Here is a 19,107-nt window from a genome sequence, read left to right as displayed (position 1 = left end):
TTTATCAAACCCTGAACGCTGCTTTTAGCAAGATGATTTACTTTAATCGAATCATTACCGTTTTAATCCGATTGCTCTCCATCTCGACCACTTCAAATTGTAAGTCTTGATAGTCCAGCATTGAGCCAACTTCCACTAGGCCGTTACTTTTATCGAGAATAAGTCCCGACACGGTAATATAAGCGGTCTCTTCATCGACTAAATCGACGCCTAACTGTAATTCAAGTTGATACAAATCTAACGTGCCTGCAGCTTTCCAAGTACGTTGATCAACTTGAATCAAATCAAGCTGCTCATCTGCATCTGGAAACTCACCGGCAATGGCTTCAAAAACATCCAACGGTGAAATTAATCCCTGCACATTTCCAAATTCATCATTAACCAGTACCAATGAGCCTTTAGAAGTCCGCAATGTATTGATCACATCAATCACTTTCATTTTTTCAAAAATAAAGATCGGACGTTGTGCTTTGATCAAAGATTTTAATTGCGCTTCATCATCCAGTACATCCAAGATTTCCTTGGCGCGAACCACACTTAATACTTTATCCAAACTGCCACGACATACAGGAAATAAACTATGCGGTACAGATAAAATCTGTTCGCGTATTTTTTCAGGCGTTTCGTTGATGTTAATCCAAGAAATTTGACTACGTGGCGTCATAATTGAAGCCACAGATCGTTCTGCCAGTGTTAATACGCCCCCGATCATATAACGTTCTTGGTCATCAAATGTTTGTTGTGCTTGCAAATGTTGCAGCGGATTGGTCGCAGTGGTTTCGGCCTTGCCACCCATAAGCTTTAAAATCGTATCCGCAGTTCGATTACGTAGCGGAATCTTCGACTCATGCTTTGAACGGTTACGTTGCGTAAACTGGTTGAATGCCTCAATCACAATCGCAACACCAATACCCGAGTAGATATAGCCTTTAGGAATATGGAAACCAAAGCCTTCAGCAATCAAGCTAATACCAATTAACAGTAAGAAACTTAAGCAGAGAATGATAACGGTTGGATGTCGATTGACGAACTCTGTTAAGGGTTTAGAAGCCAGCAACATCACCAACATGGCCACAACCATTGCCACCATCATGACGTAGATATTATCCACCATACCAATGGCGGTAATCACCGAGTCTAATGAGAATACGGCATCCAATACCACAATCTGGGCGACAACTGCAGTAAAGCTTGCATAGACCACATTGGTGGTAATTTTGACTTCTGCTTTGCCTTCCATCCGTTCATGTAATTCACTTACCGCTTTATACAGTAAGAATAAACCACCGAATAAAAGAATCAGATCTCGGCCCGAAAAAGACCAGTCAAAAATAAAAATAAGCGGTTTGGTTAAGGTGACTAACCAAGAAATGGCGAACAGTAAGCCCAAGCGCATAATCAAGGCGAGCGATAAACCAATGACTCTGGCTTTATCACGTTGGGAAGGAGGAAGTTTATCTGCCAAAATGGCAATAAAGACGAGATTATCAATCCCTAAAACAATCTCTAAAACGATCAGAGTAAGCAAACCTACCCAAATCCCTGGATCTAATAAAAATTCCATTATTTACTCCTTACATAAAAACAAGGAGTCATGAAATTGTATTTTAACTTTGTACCCGGCGAGGGATCCATTTATGTTAACCTTTTTGACAATAGTTGCTCTGATTATGCCTAATCTTTCAGAATTGAGTTTATTTTTTTAAAAATCATATACAAGCTAAACAAATATGAACAAATCAATTAAATATCAATATGATATATAGAATTAAAGCTCATATTTTAATTATATTTTGAATAATTTGTTACATATTTTAAGCAATGAGATTCACAATAAAACCCATTAAACCAAACAATTAAGGACATTATTTTTCAGATTTAAAAGAGACCTAAGCAAATAATCTAAGCTATTTTTGCTTACCAATTTTAATGCTATAGCGACACTTGGCCGATTGCTCTAGTTCATCGAGTACCATTCTTTTGCTGTTTATTTCTTCACACATCGCGGATTCCTTTTTGTGAATCTTTCTCAATTTGTTAAGATGAGCGACTGAGGAAGTCATTTAATTTCTCATACCCTGTTGACTTAATTTTGACAGAAAAGAAGGCCTTTCAAAGGTATACTTTCTTGGCAATTAAGTCGAATTTTACAGTGGTTGTTAGAATTGGCGAGACAGCCAAACGTTCAAACTAAACTTATTTATTATTTAAATTTAAGGATTTAACATACATGAATAGCGCTGAAATCATGGCTGACCTTTCATCTCATACGCCGATGATGCATAAGTACCTTTATACTGATTTGTAAAATAATTTTTTATTAAATTCTTAAAACCTACACAATAACCTACACTTTTTCAAAATCATTAAAACAACCTATACCACCTTTTTTTATGTCTATCTAATAAGCGATCAGATTTAATAATCAGGATGAGTTGATTCAAAGATTTATTTGACTCATTTAGTGAGTCGAATATAGACTACAATCTACTCACTTCTCCATGTTCTCTAAAGGAATGACCATCATGTATGATGACTGGATTTGGAAACAGCCTAACTGGACAACCTTTATATGGAAAGATGAAAACATTCTTCCACTCACTAGACACATTCATCAGAAAATTGGAATCCTGCTTGGGCAAAGCCAGCATACCCCTGAAAAAGAATACCTTACCCTAGACAACCTAATTGCCAATCTTGTCTCATCATCAGCTATCGAAAATGAAACTCTCAATGTTTATTCGCTTCGTTCATCTCTGGCAAAACGTCTAGGTGTATCACTGGAGCAACCCTATCCAAGCTCAGAACGCTCAGATGGTCTAGCCAACATCATGCTCGATGCCTTAAATAATTTTGAGCAGGACTTAACTGTTGAAAGGTTGTTTCAATGGCATCAATGGTTGTTCAATGAAACTGACTGGACGATGCAGCGTATTCGTATTGGACAATTACGTGGACATGAACCCATGCAGGTTGTTTCAGGTCGCATGGACTATCCTACCGTGCATTTTGAAGCCCCCCCAAGAGATGGACTGGAGCAACGCTTAAATGATTTTATCCAGTGGTTTAATCAGAGTAAAACCGATAACTTACTTGACCCGTTAATCCGAGCTGGTATTACTCACCTATGGTTTGTGACACTACATCCTTTTGATGATGGTAATGGACGTATTACACGTACACTGACAGACTTAGCTTTAGCTCAAATGGATCAGCAAAGTATTCGTCTATATGCGATGTCACCTATAATTTTAAATAAGCGTAAGAGCTATTATGAAATTCTTGAAGCTACTCAAAAAGGCGGTTCTGATATTACGGATTGGTTGCTTTGGTTTTTACACGCACTCTATGAAAGCCTTGAGCAGACATTAGAGCGTATTGAAAGGACTCTTTTAAAAAGTAAATTTTGGCAGTTTTTTTCAGAATTGGATTTGCATGAAGGACAGCGCAAGGTTTTAAATCGGCTGCTTGATGGTGGGGAGAATGATTTTGAGCATGGGATAAGTGCATCCCAGTATCAGAAAGTAGCGAAAGTCAGTCGAGCGACAGCAACTCGCCATCTCACTGATTTATTAGAAAAAGGCTGTATTGTGAAACTTGATGGTGGTGGAAGGAATACGCGGTATCAAATTAAAATTTATAAACTCAAGTATATTTCTTTATAAATATTAAAATTATCTCTTTCTTAATAGTATATATTACAAAATAACAAACACATTCTATAGTAAACCTATAGAATGTGTAAAAAATAAAATTTAATTCAATTGTTTCAATGCTTGATTACTTGTAGCCCTGAGTTGATCGGCAACCTTAACATTGATGTTGTCCTGAATCCATTGTTTTTCTCTATAATCAACATTATGAAGATATAGATGACCAACAACTAACTGTTTTAACAATGAATATACTAATGGATTATTTTCATTCTCTTTTTTAATCTTCTTAATCAAAGATTTGGGCAATTCTTTCTGAATTATTAGTCGTGAATATAAGTCAACAAGAAAATAAGCTGGTGTATCTCTTTGTTCTGTTAATTTTTCTGATATTTCCAATAATTGGCTATGTGCAGTAGACTTGGAAATAAGTTGTATAATATACATACAAATACTAAAACAAATTTGATGTATAATTTTCTCTGCAACTTTTTTTGCTTCTTCAGTAGATATTTCTCCTTTATCTGAAACAATTGACTTAATAAACTCTTTTAGATCATTTTCTGTATCTTTAAATATATTCAAATAGAAATTCAAAACTTTAAGGCCATTATCATAGGCAACCATTAGTATGTCACTTAAATCATTTCTATTAATTGAAGAGTGTCTATTTTTTGCTATCTGACCAAGAACTTCAATGCTTCTAATAGATGAAGTTGCTTGTTGAAATAAACTAAAATCTACTTTTGCTTCAAGCTCACTTTTTTTAATATCTAATTCTTTCTCATCAACAGAAAGATCGAACAAGTCAGAATTTTCATTCGAATCCTCTATTTTTTCTTTATTCCTATAATAAAGTTCTCTTTGTTCCTCAGAGTTCTTATCTTCATAAACAACTTTATGGATTTCTTCTCCTAATAGTCCTTTAAACTCCTTACATTGCTCAAGGTTCATATTAAAAACAGAAATACCATCCATTAAACATATGGCATGATTAAGAATTTCTTGTAAAATATTAGTTGATCTTAAATGATGAACCAAAAAAATTAATATATTAGCTTTATTTTCATTATGCATATTTTTACAAAGCAGAGTAATTTCATCAGCTAATTCAATAGCATTATCAGCTAAGTGTTTAGCACAACAAAAATAATATAAATACTTTTGTGAGAAACGCATTGAATCATCATCTGGAGTGACAAAAACACCTGAATTTAATAAAACTTTTTTAATATCTCTTGGGGCAATATATTTACTAGAATACTCAACTATAATTTGATTTAACTCTTCATCACAAATTTCCTCTAGATTATGAGCATACAAATAATAAGCTAAAAATGACAAGAAATTTAAGAAACCATCTAGATCATTCGTTAAAGATATATTTGCTTTTTTAAGCATCCCTGTTAGCAATACATAATAGCATTGCCCATAAGAGGTTAGCTGATAATTATTATTTGTACTCATATTTTCTAATGTTTGAATGATAGTTAGAATATAAATCGGCCTAGAATCCATTATATTCTTCTTCATTAAGATGTCAAAGTGATTTGCCAGTGTATCTATTTTACCATACATTTCATTATCAGTTTTTAAAACTTCTATATCCTCACCAACACTATACCATTTTTTATAAAGCTCATTCCTCTTCGCATATCCAAAGTTTAATATTTCAACCTCTTTAAATTTATATTTTAAATATTTATTACTATTCATAAAAAAATTATTCTTATCAACAAAAATAAAAACTTTAAAGAACTTTTCGGTAATTTTACTTAAAAATTTATCTAAAACATTATCTTTTAAACGTTGTTTTGAAAAGTTATCAATCAGTAAAATTGTTTTGCTTGAATCCATGGAAAAACTCAAACCGAATCTTTCATTAAAATCCTGTAATATTTGTTTTTCGTCTATGTTTTTAAGATTCTCTGCATTAACAACAATTGGACTATATCCTTGACATAGATAATCTTTAGCCAATCTTTTCATTAATGTTGTTTTTCCAGACTCTTCACTACCTAAAAAATAAATATAATTATATTTATCTAAAACTTCACCAACTGTCCACTTATATTTTTTAATTGTTAAATTATCATCAACACATTTAATATCAGGATAAACAAAAATATCATCTATCGTTATAAAATCTTTCTTAGAGTGTTTTATTGTAACCCCTAAATCATTCAAATATTTATCAAAAGAGATCAACCCACTCGAAGAGCAACTAGATATTGTTAATTCACTTTTTTTTTAACATTATTAGTAGTCAAACTTTTTAAAACCTTTGCTAGTTCATCAGAAATTTCTGTATAAACATCATCTTCATCGTCCCACTTAATTACTGGCTTCGCATCTTTCGGTTGACATTTCAAATCAGAAAAAATCGTATGAGTCCAGTTACATTTTCTTAAAACTACTGGGAATATATTTGCCTTACCAATTTTTTGCTTATCAAGTGCATATTCTAATTCTTTGTCAATACAATAATCTGAAGCTAAATAATCCGAGCTAATTAAGCAAATAAATATTGTACTTTGTTCAAGAGCCTCTTGAATTGAATCTTCTAAAGACTGTCCTGTCAAAATATTTCCATCATGCCAAAGTGAAGCGTTAAACCCTTTCAAGACCGGTTTCAAATATTTCAGTAATTTTAACTTGAATTGTTCATCTTCATGACAATAGCTAAGAAAGACATTCAAATTTGACACGTTATCCTCATTTTAATAAATTTTAAATTCCATCTTTTATACACTTACTAGCAATAAAAAAAAAGGAACTTATTGCGAATACCACTAATTTTTCAGCATAAATTGAATTATTTCAACGAATACCCTATTAAATATAAAACCACCAACAGAATTTGCGACATAAACTGACGTACTCAACCAAAAATATCGATAGAGCTTTTCAATCAATGATAGACTACTCAAAACTGCATCGACACTTATACTCATTTCATGAATAGCGTACTTGCGAATATTGATCAGATTCGACAATCATACTCCACACAGACTACTTCCCAGCATAAAGCAAACTTGGGACAGTATTTTACGCCCACTGACATTGCTGTCTTCATGGCATCACTATTCGAGCTTAAAGACAAAGAACAGTACGAAATTTTAGATGCAGGTGCAGGTATCGGTTGTCTAAGTAGTGCTTTACTCCAAAGAATTCAGGACACCTACCCTAACCGCTCTTGTAATGTAACCGCAGTGGAGTTAGATAAACAACTCGTTGCTACACTTCAGCATAATTTAGAAATGTTTGAACCAGCAAAACTTGAAGTTTGTAATGAAAATTTTATAGATTTTGCTTTTCTAAACCTTTTAGAAAAAAGACAGCGTTATGATCTAATTATCCTTAACCCGCCCTATAAAAAAATCAATGCCCAATCTAAAGAGCGTTTATTATTACGGAAATTAGGCATTGAGGTCGTCAATCTCTATGCTGCTTTTGTTGCCTTGTCTTTGGAATTGCTGGCAGAGCAAGGTGAACTTGTTGTCATTTTACCCCGTAGCTTTTGTAATGGAACATACTTTAGACCCTTTAGAGAATTCATTTTAGAACGTTCCGCAATTAAAGCCATTCATACATTTGAATCTCGACAAGATGTTTTCCAAGATGAGAGTATCTTGCAAGAAAATATCATTCTGCATTTACAAAAAGGATCTGGTCAAAATATTGACGTGTGCATAAGCCATTCTACTAATTCCAGTTTTAAAAACTTAAAGAAAGAATCTTATCCATTTTCTAAAATTATATACCCTGATGATAAGGATAAATTTATTCATATCCCCACCACAGCCCAACCTGATACTCAACTCAACCAGCTATTTTCTTCCAGTTTGGAAGAATTAGGTTTACAGGTCTCTACAGGTCCAGTTGTAGATTTCAGGGTTAAAGAGGAGTTATGTTTCGATCTTCCTAAGGATCAGCATGTACCCCTATTTTACCCTAGCCACTTTGATGGTATTTCATCTCTGGTCTGGATATATCCTCAGCATAAAAAACCGAACGCACTTAGACTCAATGAGCAAACAATGAAAATGGTTTACCAAGCTGGTGACTATTGTATTGTTAGACGTTTTTCACCAAAGGAACAAAAGCATCGTATTGTTGCTCATTTCCTTGATCAAAACCTCTTAACAGATTATTCACATTTCGCTTTTGAAAACCACCTCAACGTGTTTCATATCAAGAAATCGGGCTTAAATGCTAAAATTGCCCTAGGTCTAACTATTTACCTAAACAGCAATATCGTAGACCAATATTTCCGCCAGTTTAGCGGACATACACAAATTAATGTCGGTGACCTAAAAAAACTTCCCTATCCTAATCTTGAACAGTTAAAAACATTGGGATTGTGGGCACAAGAATACAAGCAGATACAGCAAGATCAAATTGATCAGAAAGTCATGGAGTTAGTTCAAAATGTCTGAAAGCCACCAATATATTTCTGATGCAATTTCCATTTTAAAACAATTGGGCTTTCCACCTAAACAGCAGCAAGAGCGTTCAGCTTTAACGCTCTTGGCTCTTTTAGATTTACAACCAGATGGAAAATGGCATGATTTAAAAGCTCCATTGATGGGTGTCACGCCTATCATGGACTGGATGAATTTGAACTATCAAAAGCAGTACGCACCTAATTCTAGGGAAACAGTAAGAAGACAAACTTTACATCAGTTCGTTAGTGCTGGATTAATTCTTTATAATCCAGATGAGCCTAATCGCCCTGTTAATAGTGGAAAAACAGTTTATCAAATTGAGCCTAGTGCCAAAGCCTTATTGCAAAACTTTGGTACAGATCAGTGGGAAAACAACCTTGAAAAATATTTGGCAGATCGAGATACATTGGTTTCTAAATACGCAAAGGAAAGAGAACATTTATTAGTTCCTGTACAGATTGACAGCAGCACTGAAATTCTTCTTACACCTGGTGCTCATAGTGAGTTAATAAAAAACATTATTGAGGATTTTGCACCTCGCTTTGCACCTAACTCAACGCTGATCTATGCTGGTGATACAGGCTCAAAAGTCGGGCATTTTAATGAAGCCTTATTAGCAGAGCTAGGAGTAACAATCAACAAACATGGTAAAATGCCAGATGTCGTTCTATATTTTTCTGAAAAAGATTGGTTAATTCTCATTGAGTCAGTTACCAGTCATGGTCCTGTAGATGGCAAACGTCATGAGGAACTCGCTCAGTTATTTGCAAATTCATCTGCTGGTTTAGTGTATGTCACTGCCTTCCCTGACCGTGCTATTATGCGTAAATATTTAGGTGATATTGCGTGGGAAACGGAAGTCTGGGTTGCAGATGCCCCAACTCATTTGATTCATTTTAATGGTGTAAGGTTTTTAGGGCCTTATTAAATGAGCCTCTCAAAAACAGAATTTAAGCTCAGTTTCTTAAAATTTTTATTTATTTTTCAATATGGGACATCACCTGTCCTACTGACTCTGCATCATAACTCCATAAAAAAACAAAACATACTTGTTCAACGTGGAGTCAAACATGAAAGGTACAATTTTAGATTTTTCAGTTCAAACCAATACTGGGGTTATTTCAGGGGATGATGCTGCTCGATATCATTTCCTCGGTAGTGAGTGGAAAGAATCAGCATTACCTCAACGTGGTATGAAAGTAGATTTCGATGTCAACAGTTTGAATCAAGCTACTGCCATTTATAAAGCTTTGGGAACAAATAACCCCACTAATTTAAGCACGTCTTACTCAGAAAAATCTGAAGAATGTTTTAATCTTTTTGACTGGTTTATAAAGTGTTTAAAAAATTATGCCAATTTTAATGGTCGTGCGAGACGAAAAGAATTTTGGTTTTTTTATCTGGGTTTGGTGATATGTAATGTTCTATCAATGATCATTGATGCTATTTTAGGAACAGAAATTTTATTTTATGTCATTACAACCCTAGCATTAACTATTCCATTTTTAGCCGTTTCTGCTCGTAGACTCCATGACACAAACCGCTCTGGATGGTGGTATCTTATTAGTCTAACAATTATTGGAATCATTCCTTTAATCATTTGGTGGGCTCAATCTGGGGAAAGCAATAATAATCAATATGGTGAACCAACAAAATAATCACAAATAACGCCAATTCTTTTCTATCAAGAGATATTGGCGTAAGGGCTATATCTTAAAGGTGAATCTATGGCTTTTATCATTTTATTGTTCTTTTCAGCACTGATTGCTTTGTATGCCAATAGTCAAGGTCGATCTTTTTTATTCTGGTTTTTGGTATCAGCAATATTTACACCTTTTATTGGTTTTATCGCCCTTTTAATCATTTCACGATTAGCCCCGTTACCTTTACGGCAACATAACAAACGTGTCATTAGAACCATTCACCCTCCAAAAAACTAAATATTTACCAATGACATATCACGATATTTTAAATGATATAGGTCATTTTAATGGAATCCTACATGAAGCCTTTAATTTTTACTCTGGTGCTACTCAGCAGCGCAACGCTCTTAACAGCATGTGACAATATTAAAAAAGTTCTGCCACAAGCTGAAAATGAACAATCAGTTAAAGTTCAAGCAGAAATGGCTATTCAGAATAAGTCCCCTCTTCAAGGCATTGAAACTTTGGTTGACAATAAGGTTACTGAATCTATCAAATTCCTAAATGAAGAATCCCGACGTTCTGCTTCTGACGATGATTATTATAAATATGCCTTAAATTCAAAAAATATTATCAAGTCTGATCTCAATCAGGATGGAAAGATTGATTACGTTGTTGAGGCTAGTTTCTGTGAGGAAACAAACTGCCATTCGACAACCATGACCTACGAAGTTTTTATTTTTACCACGAACCAACAAGATCAGATTAATTTTATTACTGATCTCAATCTGGGTTTGGATGCCAAAGTAACTAACATTAGTAAAGATGGTATTATTACGATTGAGAATCATGAATATGCAGAGGATGATCCCTCTTGCTGTCCATCAATTATTAATACCCAATCCTATGCCTTGGTTGGCAAAAAGCTAGCTTTACTTGCCAATCCATAATTAAAAAAAAGGGGGAATGCCAATATTGGTATTTCCCCCTTTTTTATCTTTTGAATGTCCAGTTACCTAAATTTGTATTAATCTGAATTTCAATGATTTTATCCAAGCTACAGTTATTGATATAGCCTCGATAAGTATGACCAAAACTCAAAGTAACAGGCATTTTAATTGAATTATCAATTGCACTACACTGTCCCCGATTGAGAATAACTTTCTCAATCATCACCTGATCGGTTGTGGACTGCACATCAATCATACCCAAACCATATTCAGCCCATACAGGGTTTAATTGTAAGTCGATTCGTACAGGTGCTTCTTCGGGAATTTGTGGTGTTTCCATTTCCTCTACACTTTCATTTTCATAACGGGTTAAGCCGTCTGCACTATATTGATCATCGGTATCATTAACAGGTTGTGTTTCCTGAATCACTTCAGCTTTTTCAGTGGATTCTACATTTGGCTTATTGTTTGAGGCATCCTGACACCCAGCGATAAGCAACAGACTCCCGATAAGATAGTACAATCTCATTGGATCACCTTTTATTTTTAAAGAGAATTAGAGTTCTTATTTCGAGAAAATGAAATAAGAACTCATAGAAAAATTAAACAGGAATTACATTTCAGGACGAAGTTTGATGCCCTGAATTTTACTGGTTACTTTTTTATTGGCTGCACATTCTACTGTAGCGAGCAATTTGTCATTATTGCTGACCTCAACACCAGCCGTATATTCTCTCGTCATTTTATCAAGACTTTCATTTACCCGATAGATGGTTTTTCCATTCGGGATATTAATCGCATAATTTTCATAGCGCCCAATACCCTGCCATTGAAAAGTGGTGACTTTATTGCGAGGAACTGTGATCGCCAACTCAGGTTTAGTATTTGCTTTACCAAATGAATAGCTGATCGTATTGCCCGCATCACAGACCTGAATCACTTTGTTATTGGTCGTTGCACAGTTGAATACCATTTTGCTCTGGCTTGGACAAGCTGCGAATAATGAATGGCTACAGACAGCAACAGTAAATCCGATGATTAATTTTTTCATTTTTAAAGTCCTTTTAGCCATTTATCGATAGTGGCAATATTTTTGTTCACCAAATGGTTCATCATCACCCAAGCTCAGTGCTGATACTTTCTGGCTTTTTAATTGCTTGGTTGTGATATCTCCACCCCAAGTATTAAAAATCAAATTGATTGAACCCTCTGGACCACTTCTCACTACATAGTCTGCAATTGCACCTTCACCCCATCCCTCATGATAGCAACCATACTTAAGTTTTTTCTCAATGCTGTTGATGCTTTCTTTATTGAGGAAAACCTTAATGCCATCCGTATATAAATAATCAGTAGACACTTTTCCACTTAATGTTGCATTGCTTAGACCATATTGGTCAAAACTAGCTGCAACTTTATTACCATTTTTTAGTTTCCAGATAATCAACCCTGCTGCTTTCTCTGAAGGTTTCCCTAGTTTGCTTGTAACTGTTTTTAGTGAATCACCTACTGTAAGCTTCACCCCATTGGCAGAAATAAAGTCATCTGCAAAAACAGATGTAGTTGCAGCAAGTAAACTTGCGAACAAGACAGATTTTGATATTTTCATTGAATAAGCCCCTTATTGAATTATCATTTTGATAAGGCTTTATTATTGAATATGGAATGGACAGGTTGTGTCCCTTTATAAAAAATAAGTAATGAATTTCAATTCATTACTTATATTGCATTTAGAAATCAATTTCTGAAAATGGTTTTAATCGTTCTTGTAACTCTACTTTCTTTTGTTTTTCGAGTTCAGCCTGAACGCCCTCCGTAGAATAAGAAATAAAACGCTCAGCCCAAGCTCCGTTACGGAAAGTCTTTACCTCAAATTCACTATTACCACTTCCACTAATATAATAATCCGTATCCAAAATAACAGTACCATCATCTAATGTTATATCAATCCACTCATTGTAACTGCGAGCATCCTTAACTTTGAGGTTAATCGTACATTTCTCCCACTTTTTTGTAGCTTCATTCATGTCTACATAACTTCCTTCCTCTATCCAATTTTTATTAATTGGTCGCCCATCCATTGCAATAATTCGAGCCGCATCGTGCACTTTACGTGCTAGTACTTTAGCTTCAGCTTTTGCTTGTTCAAATTCTTCATTTGACATATTTAACTCCATAAAAAATTTTAAAGTATAAAATCCGTACTATCCATCATGAAATCATCAAACTTTTTTTCATTTTTAAATGGTATGGACTTTCCTAGATATTGATATAGCTCTTGATTGATGTGTGCTTCTTCCCAATAAGTTAATCTCTGTTGCACTTCATCTGACAATCTAATTAATATAAAAGTTAAAAATCAATATTTGAAAATGGCTCTAATTGCACCTGTAGCTCTGCTTTCTTTTTTCAAGTTAAGACTCAATACTTTTCAGTGGTTTAAGACTGATATAAGTATCCTTGGCTATTAAAATGATCAATCAATTTAGTCCGCTCGTTATAACGGATATAAACCGCACTTAATTTTTAGCAACCACACTAAACTGAATTTCGACTCGCCGATTTCGCCCATCAGTGGAATCCACTCCTTGCAAAGGATGTGAATCTCCAAATCCAGCAACGATTAGCTTTCTTGACTGAGTCTCATCAAGCTGTGAAATTAACAATTTCCGTGCCTCTCTTGCCCTTGCGGCTGATAAAGTAAAGTTATCATCATAAACTGTACAAAAGCGAGCAAAGTCAGTTACTGGACGAGATACTGGAAGACTATCTGTATGTCCTTCAACATAAATTGCAGCATAAGGATTTTCTTTTAAAAATGTTGATATTTTTACATCAATATTCTTAAAAGCTTGTGCCGCTAAAGGGGTAATACAAGCACTGCCTTTTTCAAAAATGTTATCTTTCAAAGTTATGCGACCATCTGCAATATCAAATAAAATTAGATTGCTAGCACCATTTTCTTCAACAGATTTTTTGAGTTCATTTAACATTTCAGCAATACGTTTTTGTTGTGCTGCCCCACCCTGCTCAAGTTCTTGTTTGTGCTTTAACTCAGCATACGACTTTTGAAGCACCGACATAACGAGCAGTAACATCACTACTGCCATCACTCCAGCCATCAAATCGGATATAGAAATCCATTCATTAGGCTTATCCTTCACCATTTTCTCCTTTTATACCAAATAAGCTTTTAGTTATATTAGTAGAACGGTTAGATTTGTTTAAGGATTTATTTTTCTGATTAGCTAACGTTGAAAGAGCTGTATTATTGCCTAATCGTTGTAATACATCTTTTTGTATTTCTAGACTTTTCGCCAAATTATCCAAAGTTGGTTTTAATTCTGCAAGTACCTCAATACTTTCTATAGACTCTAAAATACTATCTGTTTTCTTTGCTAGACTAATCATATTACGATTACTTTCAGACACTGCTTTTAACCCGCCAGTAATATCACCTGAGAGTCTCTCAACAAGCTGAGTCATGCCAATTACATTTTCATTTAAATGCTCACTAGTTTCAATAAAAGTTGCATATGATTTTTTCTGAATATCCATCGATGTATTAATTGTGCTAGTTACATCCATCATAGTTTTATCAACACTAACCGACAAACTATCAACTGCCATTGAAATATCTTTAGTTGCTGTACTTAGCCCATTTGACATCTCCGCCATGTTTTTACTAAAACTCGTATTCATGCCTGCAATAGTTGCATTTAGGTCTTTTTTCATTAGGTCAACTACATCTTCCATATTAGTACGGAAAGAACTAATCACATCCTGTAGATGTGTTGCAGAAACGCCCATGTCTGATGCTGCCTTAGACATACCTGATGCTGCCAATCCCAACTTATCAACAGTCAATTCATTTTTTTCAATAAATCCCACCATAGCATCTCGAGTATCTTTACCTTGTTGAACTAAATCCTTAAAAAAGCATTTATTTTCGTGATGTTGTAAATCTATACTTTTAATCATTTGATCATATTTTTCAGATAAACTATTTAGAATTTTTTCAAATGATAATGCTTGATATTTAATAAGCTTAATATGTTCAATCTGATTGCTCTGAGTCTGATTAAGTAATTTTGATTGATCTTCATGGCTTAATCGAATAGCCGAAACAGTATCTTGGCTAAACTGTGATAACTGTTTCAGTTGCTCTTTATTGGAATCCTGATTAATTTCCACCGTTTTTTCAAATTGCATAGCAAGTGTTTGCATACAATCAATAATTTTTTGATTATTTGCCCTATCTTCTTGTACTTTTTGCTCACGAACAACGTCTAGTTCGCTTTTAACTTTTTCAATTGACCAGCGCAATCTGCGCTCTTCATAGCCATTTTTAGATAAGATGACTTTTAATAAAATAAAAGCTAACAGCCCCCATGTTGATGTTTTAAATTTTGTTCCCAGGCCTTCAAGCATACCCATCAGCTGTGCCATTGATGCATCCATATTACTAATGGCATTAGCATTTGTTAAAATTGAAGATGCCTTATCAAGGGCTAAACCTAGGCCTAAAAAAGTTCCAAGCAAACCAATAATTAAAATCATACCAGGCATAATATCAGCCAATTTTTCTGAAGAAGTCGCTACTGCTTCACTGATTTCCATTACCGAACTATGTTCAGCATCTAGTTTTTTCCCTTTATCACCTTTATTTCCGCCATACCAGTTATTTTCCCAGTTCTCAGGTTTAGCCTTTTTATAGACATGGAATACGGTCCAAATAAACAAAGACCAAATTATGATAAAAAATAAAATAGGTAAAGTTTCTACTTTTATTGGTGATACATGAATTGGTAATAAAAAATTTAAAATACTTAGAATATCCATTACGCAACCTCAGCTTCTATCAAATCTTGATTACGTTTTTTACTATCTTCTGCAAAAATATTAGCATAATCAGTAATTAGCATTTGCTCATCTTCTGTTAATTCATCCCACTGTTTATTATTTTGAGCACAGTCGATTAATAATTTACCTACCTCTGCAACATCTTCAACAATGTAATCCCTTCCTTCAGCTTCAAATTCCTCTACTGATTTTTCTAAGACTTGTAAAAACCCTTCAGCAGCATGCACATAGCTTTGCATAGCACGGTTTTCTTGGGCTTGATACTTTAAATTATTGTTTGCTATTGCAAGATCATTTTTAAAGTCAGTTAATTTAATTTCCTCTTCAGAAGTCAACGGTTCAATTTTCAGTTTTACTTCCAATTGTTTCATTTCTCGTTTTAAAGCCGCTGTATCCCTATTAAGTTTCTCCCATTTGGCTTCCATGTTTTGATATTTGGTTTCCCATGCACGGATTAACTCCTCAAAGACAAAAGGAATTAATGACTTACCATTAAAACGTCGCTTAATAATCTTGTCTAGGCGTTCGGCATTTGCATCCGATAATTGTGGATTATCTGCTAGCAGATCTGCCCCAACAGTTAGTAAAAATGAATCATCAGCTGTAATTTCACTTAAATTTTGTGCAGTACTTAAAGTTTTTTCCGCTGCTTTAAGTAATTTTTGGGTTGCACGTAACCGTAGATAATGTTCAAAATCACTAATTCCATCTTGAGCTAAAATACCCTGAATGCGCGTTTGGACTAAAATATAATCATTAATGACCGCAGCAAACCGAATAGACTGTCGTTGCTCTTCGTTAGTCATTGCATCCATTGCTTCTTGCATGTCACGTTTACGTTGTTCTGCTTCTTCAACTTCTTCTTTAACTAAGAATTTCTCACGAAAATTTTGAGCGGCCTTAGATGCCCATATGATCGCTTGTTCGACTTTTTTTAGAATTGGGCTATTTTCTAAAGCTAGTAAATCTTGAATGCCTTTTTCGACAGCCTTTGCAACTCCTTCAGCCCAAGGAAAAGGTAATAAGGCAATCCCTTTAGCAATATAAGGCGCTAGCATTTCGACCCAAGGTTTTGCAGTTTTCCAGATATCTTTAACTGTACCAACGAAATTCTCAGCTTTATCAGCGAGCCAACCTACCGCACTACTAGCAGCACTTTTGGCTGTATCCCAAACCTTACTTGCAACTGATGTTATACCCCGTCCTACAGACGAAACTGCTGAACTAACACTTGAAGCAACCGAAGAAAATGCTGAACCAATAGAACTAAAGAACCCCATAATTACCCCCTTCTATTTCTATAAAATTAATTTTTAATACCTAGTAACGATTTTGCTGACCGTACTTCATCACCACTTATTGCATTATTTTTACTTGCAACTTCTGACTTAGCATGATTAACACGATGGATGACTTCTTTTAACTGTCCCAGCTTTAACCTAGGCTCTTCTTGTCCAAGCTCTGCTTCTAACAGTGCTTTTGGTAATACCAATCGCATACAAGTACGAATCTCACGACCAGAAAAACCTTCTGATAATTCAGCTGCCCAACTAATAAGTTCTTCTCGTGTTCCATCTAATGGAATTTGTTCCACTAGCATTTTTGACCATAAATGTTTACGTGCATCTAAATCAGGTAAATCAAAATGTATATGATGACTAATTCTACTTCTGAAAGCTTCATCATAATTTTTAGCAAAGTTAGTAGCAAAAATAGCGATTCCGTTAAATTTCTCCAATTCAATTAATAAAGTTGAACGCATAGCATTCACCTCATTGTCAATCCCTTGCGTTACCGCAGATAACCGCTTTCCTAATAACGTATCAGCTTCATCAAAAAATAGAACCGCATTTGCTTCTGTTGCAGCCTTGAAAACAGCTTGAATATTTTTTGAAGTTTCGCCCATAAACTTACTTTCGAGTTCAGCTATTCCCAACTTAATAATATTTTGCTTTAAACTTCCAGCAAAGGCTTCTGCTGTTAGAGTTTTTCCTGTCCCTGGCGCACCAAAAAAGTTTAAAATAACACTGCGGCCTTGCTTATCAACTGAACCAAAGTTCCATTCTTCATATATAGTTTTATGAAATTTTAATTTAGCAATACCCTCATCCAACTGAACACGAGTTGTAGCCGATAAAATCACGTCATTATCTAAGGTTACAGTAGGTTCTGTTATTGCAAAAAAGTCTTGAATTTTATCTTCTGAGACAACATTTTCTATATTTTGATCCACCTTTTGCTCACGTTCAGATTGAAACTGTTTTAAACGCTGTCTAGCTTTTTCCAAATCTGTTTGTTCATCAACAACAGTCAATAGCTCAACTTTATTATTGCTCATTTTCCAGAATCCTTTAAAAAATCTGATCTTCATTAAAATCATCTCTTTATATTTTTAAATATGTCTAAAATATCCATAAATCCATCAACTTACATCTTTACATCACACTTTTTACATATTGGAAAATATAGAATGTCATCCCTCTTGGTACAAAAACAAAACTTCGGTCTATCAGAATCGCCGTAACACTTTCATCGTTTGTGGTCGTGCAGGCTTATTCTTCTAATATTTAATATCTAAATATTCTTTGAGCCCCATTTCTATCTCATCCTGCAAACCCTCTGGATTTACAATTTTAAGATGAGGAATCCAATAACGAACTAATGGCAAAATTTGGGTAATATGCGTAATCCGACTAGACAACAATAATCCACCATCATCCAGTTTTTTAATGATCTGCTGTTCAGGCAAAAGTTGCCTTTGCTGAAAGTGCAAAGCGACATCGACATGAACAGTTAAAATAATTTCCTGCTTCTCCTGACCAAACCAAATACTTTCTTCATCTTCTAGTTGAGTCAAAATTTTTGCATTAGGTTCAAAGCCTAAAAGATCATGTGGATGTGCTGATAATTCAATGCGACTTAAACGATAGGCACGCAAAATATCTTTACGCACTGCTGCCAGATACCAACAACCGTGATGATGAACTAATTTATAAGGTTCAACGACACGAGGTTCACCTTTATAAATAAAACCTATTTGTTGATGCTTACGAATAGCTTCACCAAATACTTTAAATAAGGTTTTAAACTGTGAGGCATCTTCAACAAAATAACCTTTGGCATCATAAACACGACTATCCAAAAGCTCACGTATAAACGAAACATCAAGCTTAGGATATAGATGTCGAATCCCAGATATACGAGCAAATGACTGAATATCTTTTAATTTCAACTTACCTAAATAAGTCGGGTCTAAATAAAAATATTTGCCCTCTTTTTGGATAGGTAAATTACAGCTTTCTAGGCGAACCAGATCACGTCGAATCGTTTTAGGATGCGCATCATAGCTTTCTGCCAACATATTGATGGTCAGTTTTTCCCCTGAGTTTAGCCTTGTAAGAATATCGATCAAACGGTTGGCTAAAGTCTCATTTTTATTTTGCATGATTACTTGCATATATAAATCTATCTTTTCCTATCTTTTAATCATTATGTTGATCAAATAGACAGGTTATGTCCCTTTTTCATTTCAAAGTCTATTTTTTAGTTA

At 34.6% G+C, this 19,107-nt stretch carries 18 protein-coding genes; 6 read left to right on the top strand and 12 right to left on the bottom strand.

Going from position 1 to position 19,107, the window contains the following annotated elements:
- Positions 1-37 precede the first annotated feature (37 nt).
- A complete protein-coding gene (locus tag B2727_RS03440; protein WP_005202529.1) occupies positions 38-1,564 on the bottom strand; it encodes a TerC family protein in 1,527 nt (508 codons plus the stop codon).
- Between the two features lie 961 nt (positions 1,565-2,525).
- Here B2727_RS03440 and B2727_RS03435 point away from each other — a divergent pair.
- Positions 2,526-3,665: a Fic family protein gene (locus B2727_RS03435; RefSeq protein ID WP_245106893.1), complete on the top strand. Its 1,140-nt coding sequence runs from the start codon at positions 2,526-2,528 to the stop codon at positions 3,663-3,665.
- Between the two features lie 90 nt (positions 3,666-3,755).
- Here the strand turns inward: B2727_RS03435 and B2727_RS03430 are convergent, their stop codons facing one another.
- Both B2727_RS03430 and B2727_RS03425 read right to left on the bottom strand, forming a co-directional pair.
- Entirely contained in the window at positions 3,756-5,840 is a 2,085-nt protein-coding gene (locus tag B2727_RS03430; RefSeq protein WP_245106896.1) for an NACHT domain-containing protein, read from the bottom strand.
- Between the two features lie 47 nt (positions 5,841-5,887).
- A complete protein-coding gene (locus B2727_RS03425; RefSeq protein WP_291347928.1) occupies positions 5,888-6,361 on the bottom strand; it encodes a toll/interleukin-1 receptor domain-containing protein in 474 nt (157 codons plus the stop codon).
- 249 nt (positions 6,362-6,610) lie between these two features.
- On the opposite strand from B2727_RS03425, the gene B2727_RS03420 reads away from it, so the two are divergent.
- The 5 genes from B2727_RS03420 (at position 6,611) to B2727_RS03400 (ending at position 10,694) form a co-directional block, all read left to right on the top strand.
- Positions 6,611-8,092: an Eco57I restriction-modification methylase domain-containing protein gene (locus B2727_RS03420; RefSeq protein ID WP_280638709.1), complete on the top strand. Its 1,482-nt coding sequence runs from the start codon at positions 6,611-6,613 to the stop codon at positions 8,090-8,092.
- Complete coding sequence (locus B2727_RS03415) at positions 8,085-9,029, top strand: BsuBI/PstI family type II restriction endonuclease (RefSeq protein ID WP_245107334.1); 945 nt, start codon at positions 8,085-8,087, stop codon at positions 9,027-9,029. Before B2727_RS03420 ends, B2727_RS03415 begins: the two co-directional genes overlap by 8 nt.
- A gap of 142 nt (positions 9,030-9,171) precedes the next feature.
- On the top strand, positions 9,172-9,759 hold the full coding sequence (locus B2727_RS03410) for a DUF805 domain-containing protein (RefSeq protein WP_245107336.1): 588 nt from the start codon (positions 9,172-9,174) through the stop codon (positions 9,757-9,759).
- Positions 9,760-9,828: 69 nt separating this feature from the next.
- Positions 9,829-10,041, top strand: a complete 213-nt coding sequence (locus tag B2727_RS03405; protein WP_245107338.1) for a hypothetical protein — start codon at positions 9,829-9,831, stop codon at positions 10,039-10,041.
- A gap of 62 nt (positions 10,042-10,103) precedes the next feature.
- Complete coding sequence (locus B2727_RS03400) at positions 10,104-10,694, top strand: hypothetical protein (protein ID WP_245107340.1); 591 nt, start codon at positions 10,104-10,106, stop codon at positions 10,692-10,694.
- Between the two features lie 43 nt (positions 10,695-10,737).
- Here B2727_RS03400 and B2727_RS03395 read toward each other — a convergent pair whose 3' ends face one another.
- From B2727_RS03395 to B2727_RS03355, 9 genes are all read right to left on the bottom strand, one after another.
- Entirely contained in the window at positions 10,738-11,223 is a 486-nt protein-coding gene (locus B2727_RS03395; protein ID WP_245107342.1) for a hypothetical protein, read from the bottom strand.
- An 84-nt stretch (positions 11,224-11,307) separates the two neighbouring features.
- Positions 11,308-11,745 (bottom strand): hypothetical protein, encoded by a 438-nt coding sequence (locus tag B2727_RS03390; protein WP_245107351.1) that lies wholly within the window; start codon positions 11,743-11,745, stop codon positions 11,308-11,310.
- A 21-nt stretch (positions 11,746-11,766) separates the two neighbouring features.
- Positions 11,767-12,303, bottom strand: coding sequence for a hypothetical protein (locus tag B2727_RS03385; RefSeq protein WP_245107353.1), 537 nt, complete (start codon positions 12,301-12,303; stop codon positions 11,767-11,769).
- Positions 12,304-12,424: 121 nt separating this feature from the next.
- Positions 12,425-12,859 (bottom strand): hypothetical protein, encoded by a 435-nt coding sequence (locus B2727_RS03380; protein ID WP_291347919.1) that lies wholly within the window; start codon positions 12,857-12,859, stop codon positions 12,425-12,427.
- Positions 12,860-13,213: 354 nt separating this feature from the next.
- Positions 13,214-13,861 carry an OmpA/MotB family protein gene (locus B2727_RS03375; protein ID WP_245107228.1) on the bottom strand — a complete coding sequence of 216 codons (648 nt, stop codon included), beginning with the start codon at positions 13,859-13,861 and terminating at the stop codon, positions 13,214-13,216.
- Complete coding sequence (locus tag B2727_RS03370) at positions 13,848-15,536, bottom strand: hypothetical protein (RefSeq protein WP_245107225.1); 1,689 nt, start codon at positions 15,534-15,536, stop codon at positions 13,848-13,850. Before B2727_RS03370 ends, B2727_RS03375 begins: the two co-directional genes overlap by 14 nt.
- Positions 15,536-16,837 carry a hypothetical protein gene (locus tag B2727_RS03365; RefSeq protein ID WP_245107222.1) on the bottom strand — a complete coding sequence of 434 codons (1,302 nt, stop codon included), beginning with the start codon at positions 16,835-16,837 and terminating at the stop codon, positions 15,536-15,538. Before B2727_RS03365 ends, B2727_RS03370 begins: the two co-directional genes overlap by 1 nt.
- Before the next feature lie 26 nt (positions 16,838-16,863).
- The gene (locus tag B2727_RS03360; RefSeq protein ID WP_245107218.1) at positions 16,864-17,895 is read right to left on the bottom strand and encodes an ATP-binding protein; all 1,032 of its coding nucleotides are present in this window, start codon (positions 17,893-17,895) and stop codon (positions 16,864-16,866) included.
- 222 nt (positions 17,896-18,117) lie between these two features.
- Positions 18,118-19,014: a helix-turn-helix transcriptional regulator gene (locus B2727_RS03355; protein ID WP_245107213.1), complete on the bottom strand. Its 897-nt coding sequence runs from the start codon at positions 19,012-19,014 to the stop codon at positions 18,118-18,120.
- Positions 19,015-19,107: the final 93 nt, after the last annotated feature.

Source organism: Acinetobacter sp. UBA991 (genome assembly GCF_002292065.1).
Lineage (GTDB): Bacteria > Pseudomonadota > Gammaproteobacteria > Pseudomonadales > Moraxellaceae > Acinetobacter > Acinetobacter higginsii.
The sequence above is the reverse complement of the archived record's forward strand: the minus strand, read 5'-3'. Positions and strand labels throughout refer to the sequence as shown.

What these genes read in the sequence shown, in the direction of transcription:
- B2727_RS03390 (WP_245107351.1), bottom strand. Translation starts at nt 11,745, where the DNA reads ATGAAAAAATTAATCATCGGATTTACTGTTGCTGTCTGTAGCCATTCA.
- B2727_RS03385 (WP_245107353.1), bottom strand. Translation starts at nt 12,303, where the DNA reads ATGAAAATATCAAAATCTGTCTTGTTCGCAAGTTTACTTGCTGCAACT.
- B2727_RS03395 (WP_245107342.1), bottom strand. Translation starts at nt 11,223, where the DNA reads ATGAGATTGTACTATCTTATCGGGAGTCTGTTGCTTATCGCTGGGTGT.
- B2727_RS03370 (WP_245107225.1), bottom strand. Translation starts at nt 15,536, where the DNA reads ATGGATATTCTAAGTATTTTAAATTTTTTATTACCAATTCATGTATCA.
- B2727_RS03400 (WP_245107340.1), top strand. Translation starts at nt 10,104, where the DNA reads ATGAAGCCTTTAATTTTTACTCTGGTGCTACTCAGCAGCGCAACGCTC.
- B2727_RS03415 (WP_245107334.1), top strand. Translation starts at nt 8,085, where the DNA reads ATGTCTGAAAGCCACCAATATATTTCTGATGCAATTTCCATTTTAAAA.
- B2727_RS03380 (WP_291347919.1), bottom strand. Translation starts at nt 12,859, where the DNA reads ATGTCAAATGAAGAATTTGAACAAGCAAAAGCTGAAGCTAAAGTACTA.
- B2727_RS03410 (WP_245107336.1), top strand. Translation starts at nt 9,172, where the DNA reads ATGAAAGGTACAATTTTAGATTTTTCAGTTCAAACCAATACTGGGGTT.
- B2727_RS03360 (WP_245107218.1), bottom strand. Translation starts at nt 17,895, where the DNA reads ATGAGCAATAATAAAGTTGAGCTATTGACTGTTGTTGATGAACAAACA.
- B2727_RS03355 (WP_245107213.1), bottom strand. Translation starts at nt 19,014, where the DNA reads ATGCAAGTAATCATGCAAAATAAAAATGAGACTTTAGCCAACCGTTTG.
- B2727_RS03435 (WP_245106893.1), top strand. Translation starts at nt 2,526, where the DNA reads ATGTATGATGACTGGATTTGGAAACAGCCTAACTGGACAACCTTTATA.
- B2727_RS03375 (WP_245107228.1), bottom strand. Translation starts at nt 13,861, where the DNA reads ATGGTGAAGGATAAGCCTAATGAATGGATTTCTATATCCGATTTGATG.
- B2727_RS03420 (WP_280638709.1), top strand. Translation starts at nt 6,611, where the DNA reads ATGAATAGCGTACTTGCGAATATTGATCAGATTCGACAATCATACTCC.
- B2727_RS03405 (WP_245107338.1), top strand. Translation starts at nt 9,829, where the DNA reads ATGGCTTTTATCATTTTATTGTTCTTTTCAGCACTGATTGCTTTGTAT.
- B2727_RS03365 (WP_245107222.1), bottom strand. Translation starts at nt 16,837, where the DNA reads ATGGGGTTCTTTAGTTCTATTGGTTCAGCATTTTCTTCGGTTGCTTCA.
- B2727_RS03440 (WP_005202529.1), bottom strand. Translation starts at nt 1,564, where the DNA reads ATGGAATTTTTATTAGATCCAGGGATTTGGGTAGGTTTGCTTACTCTG.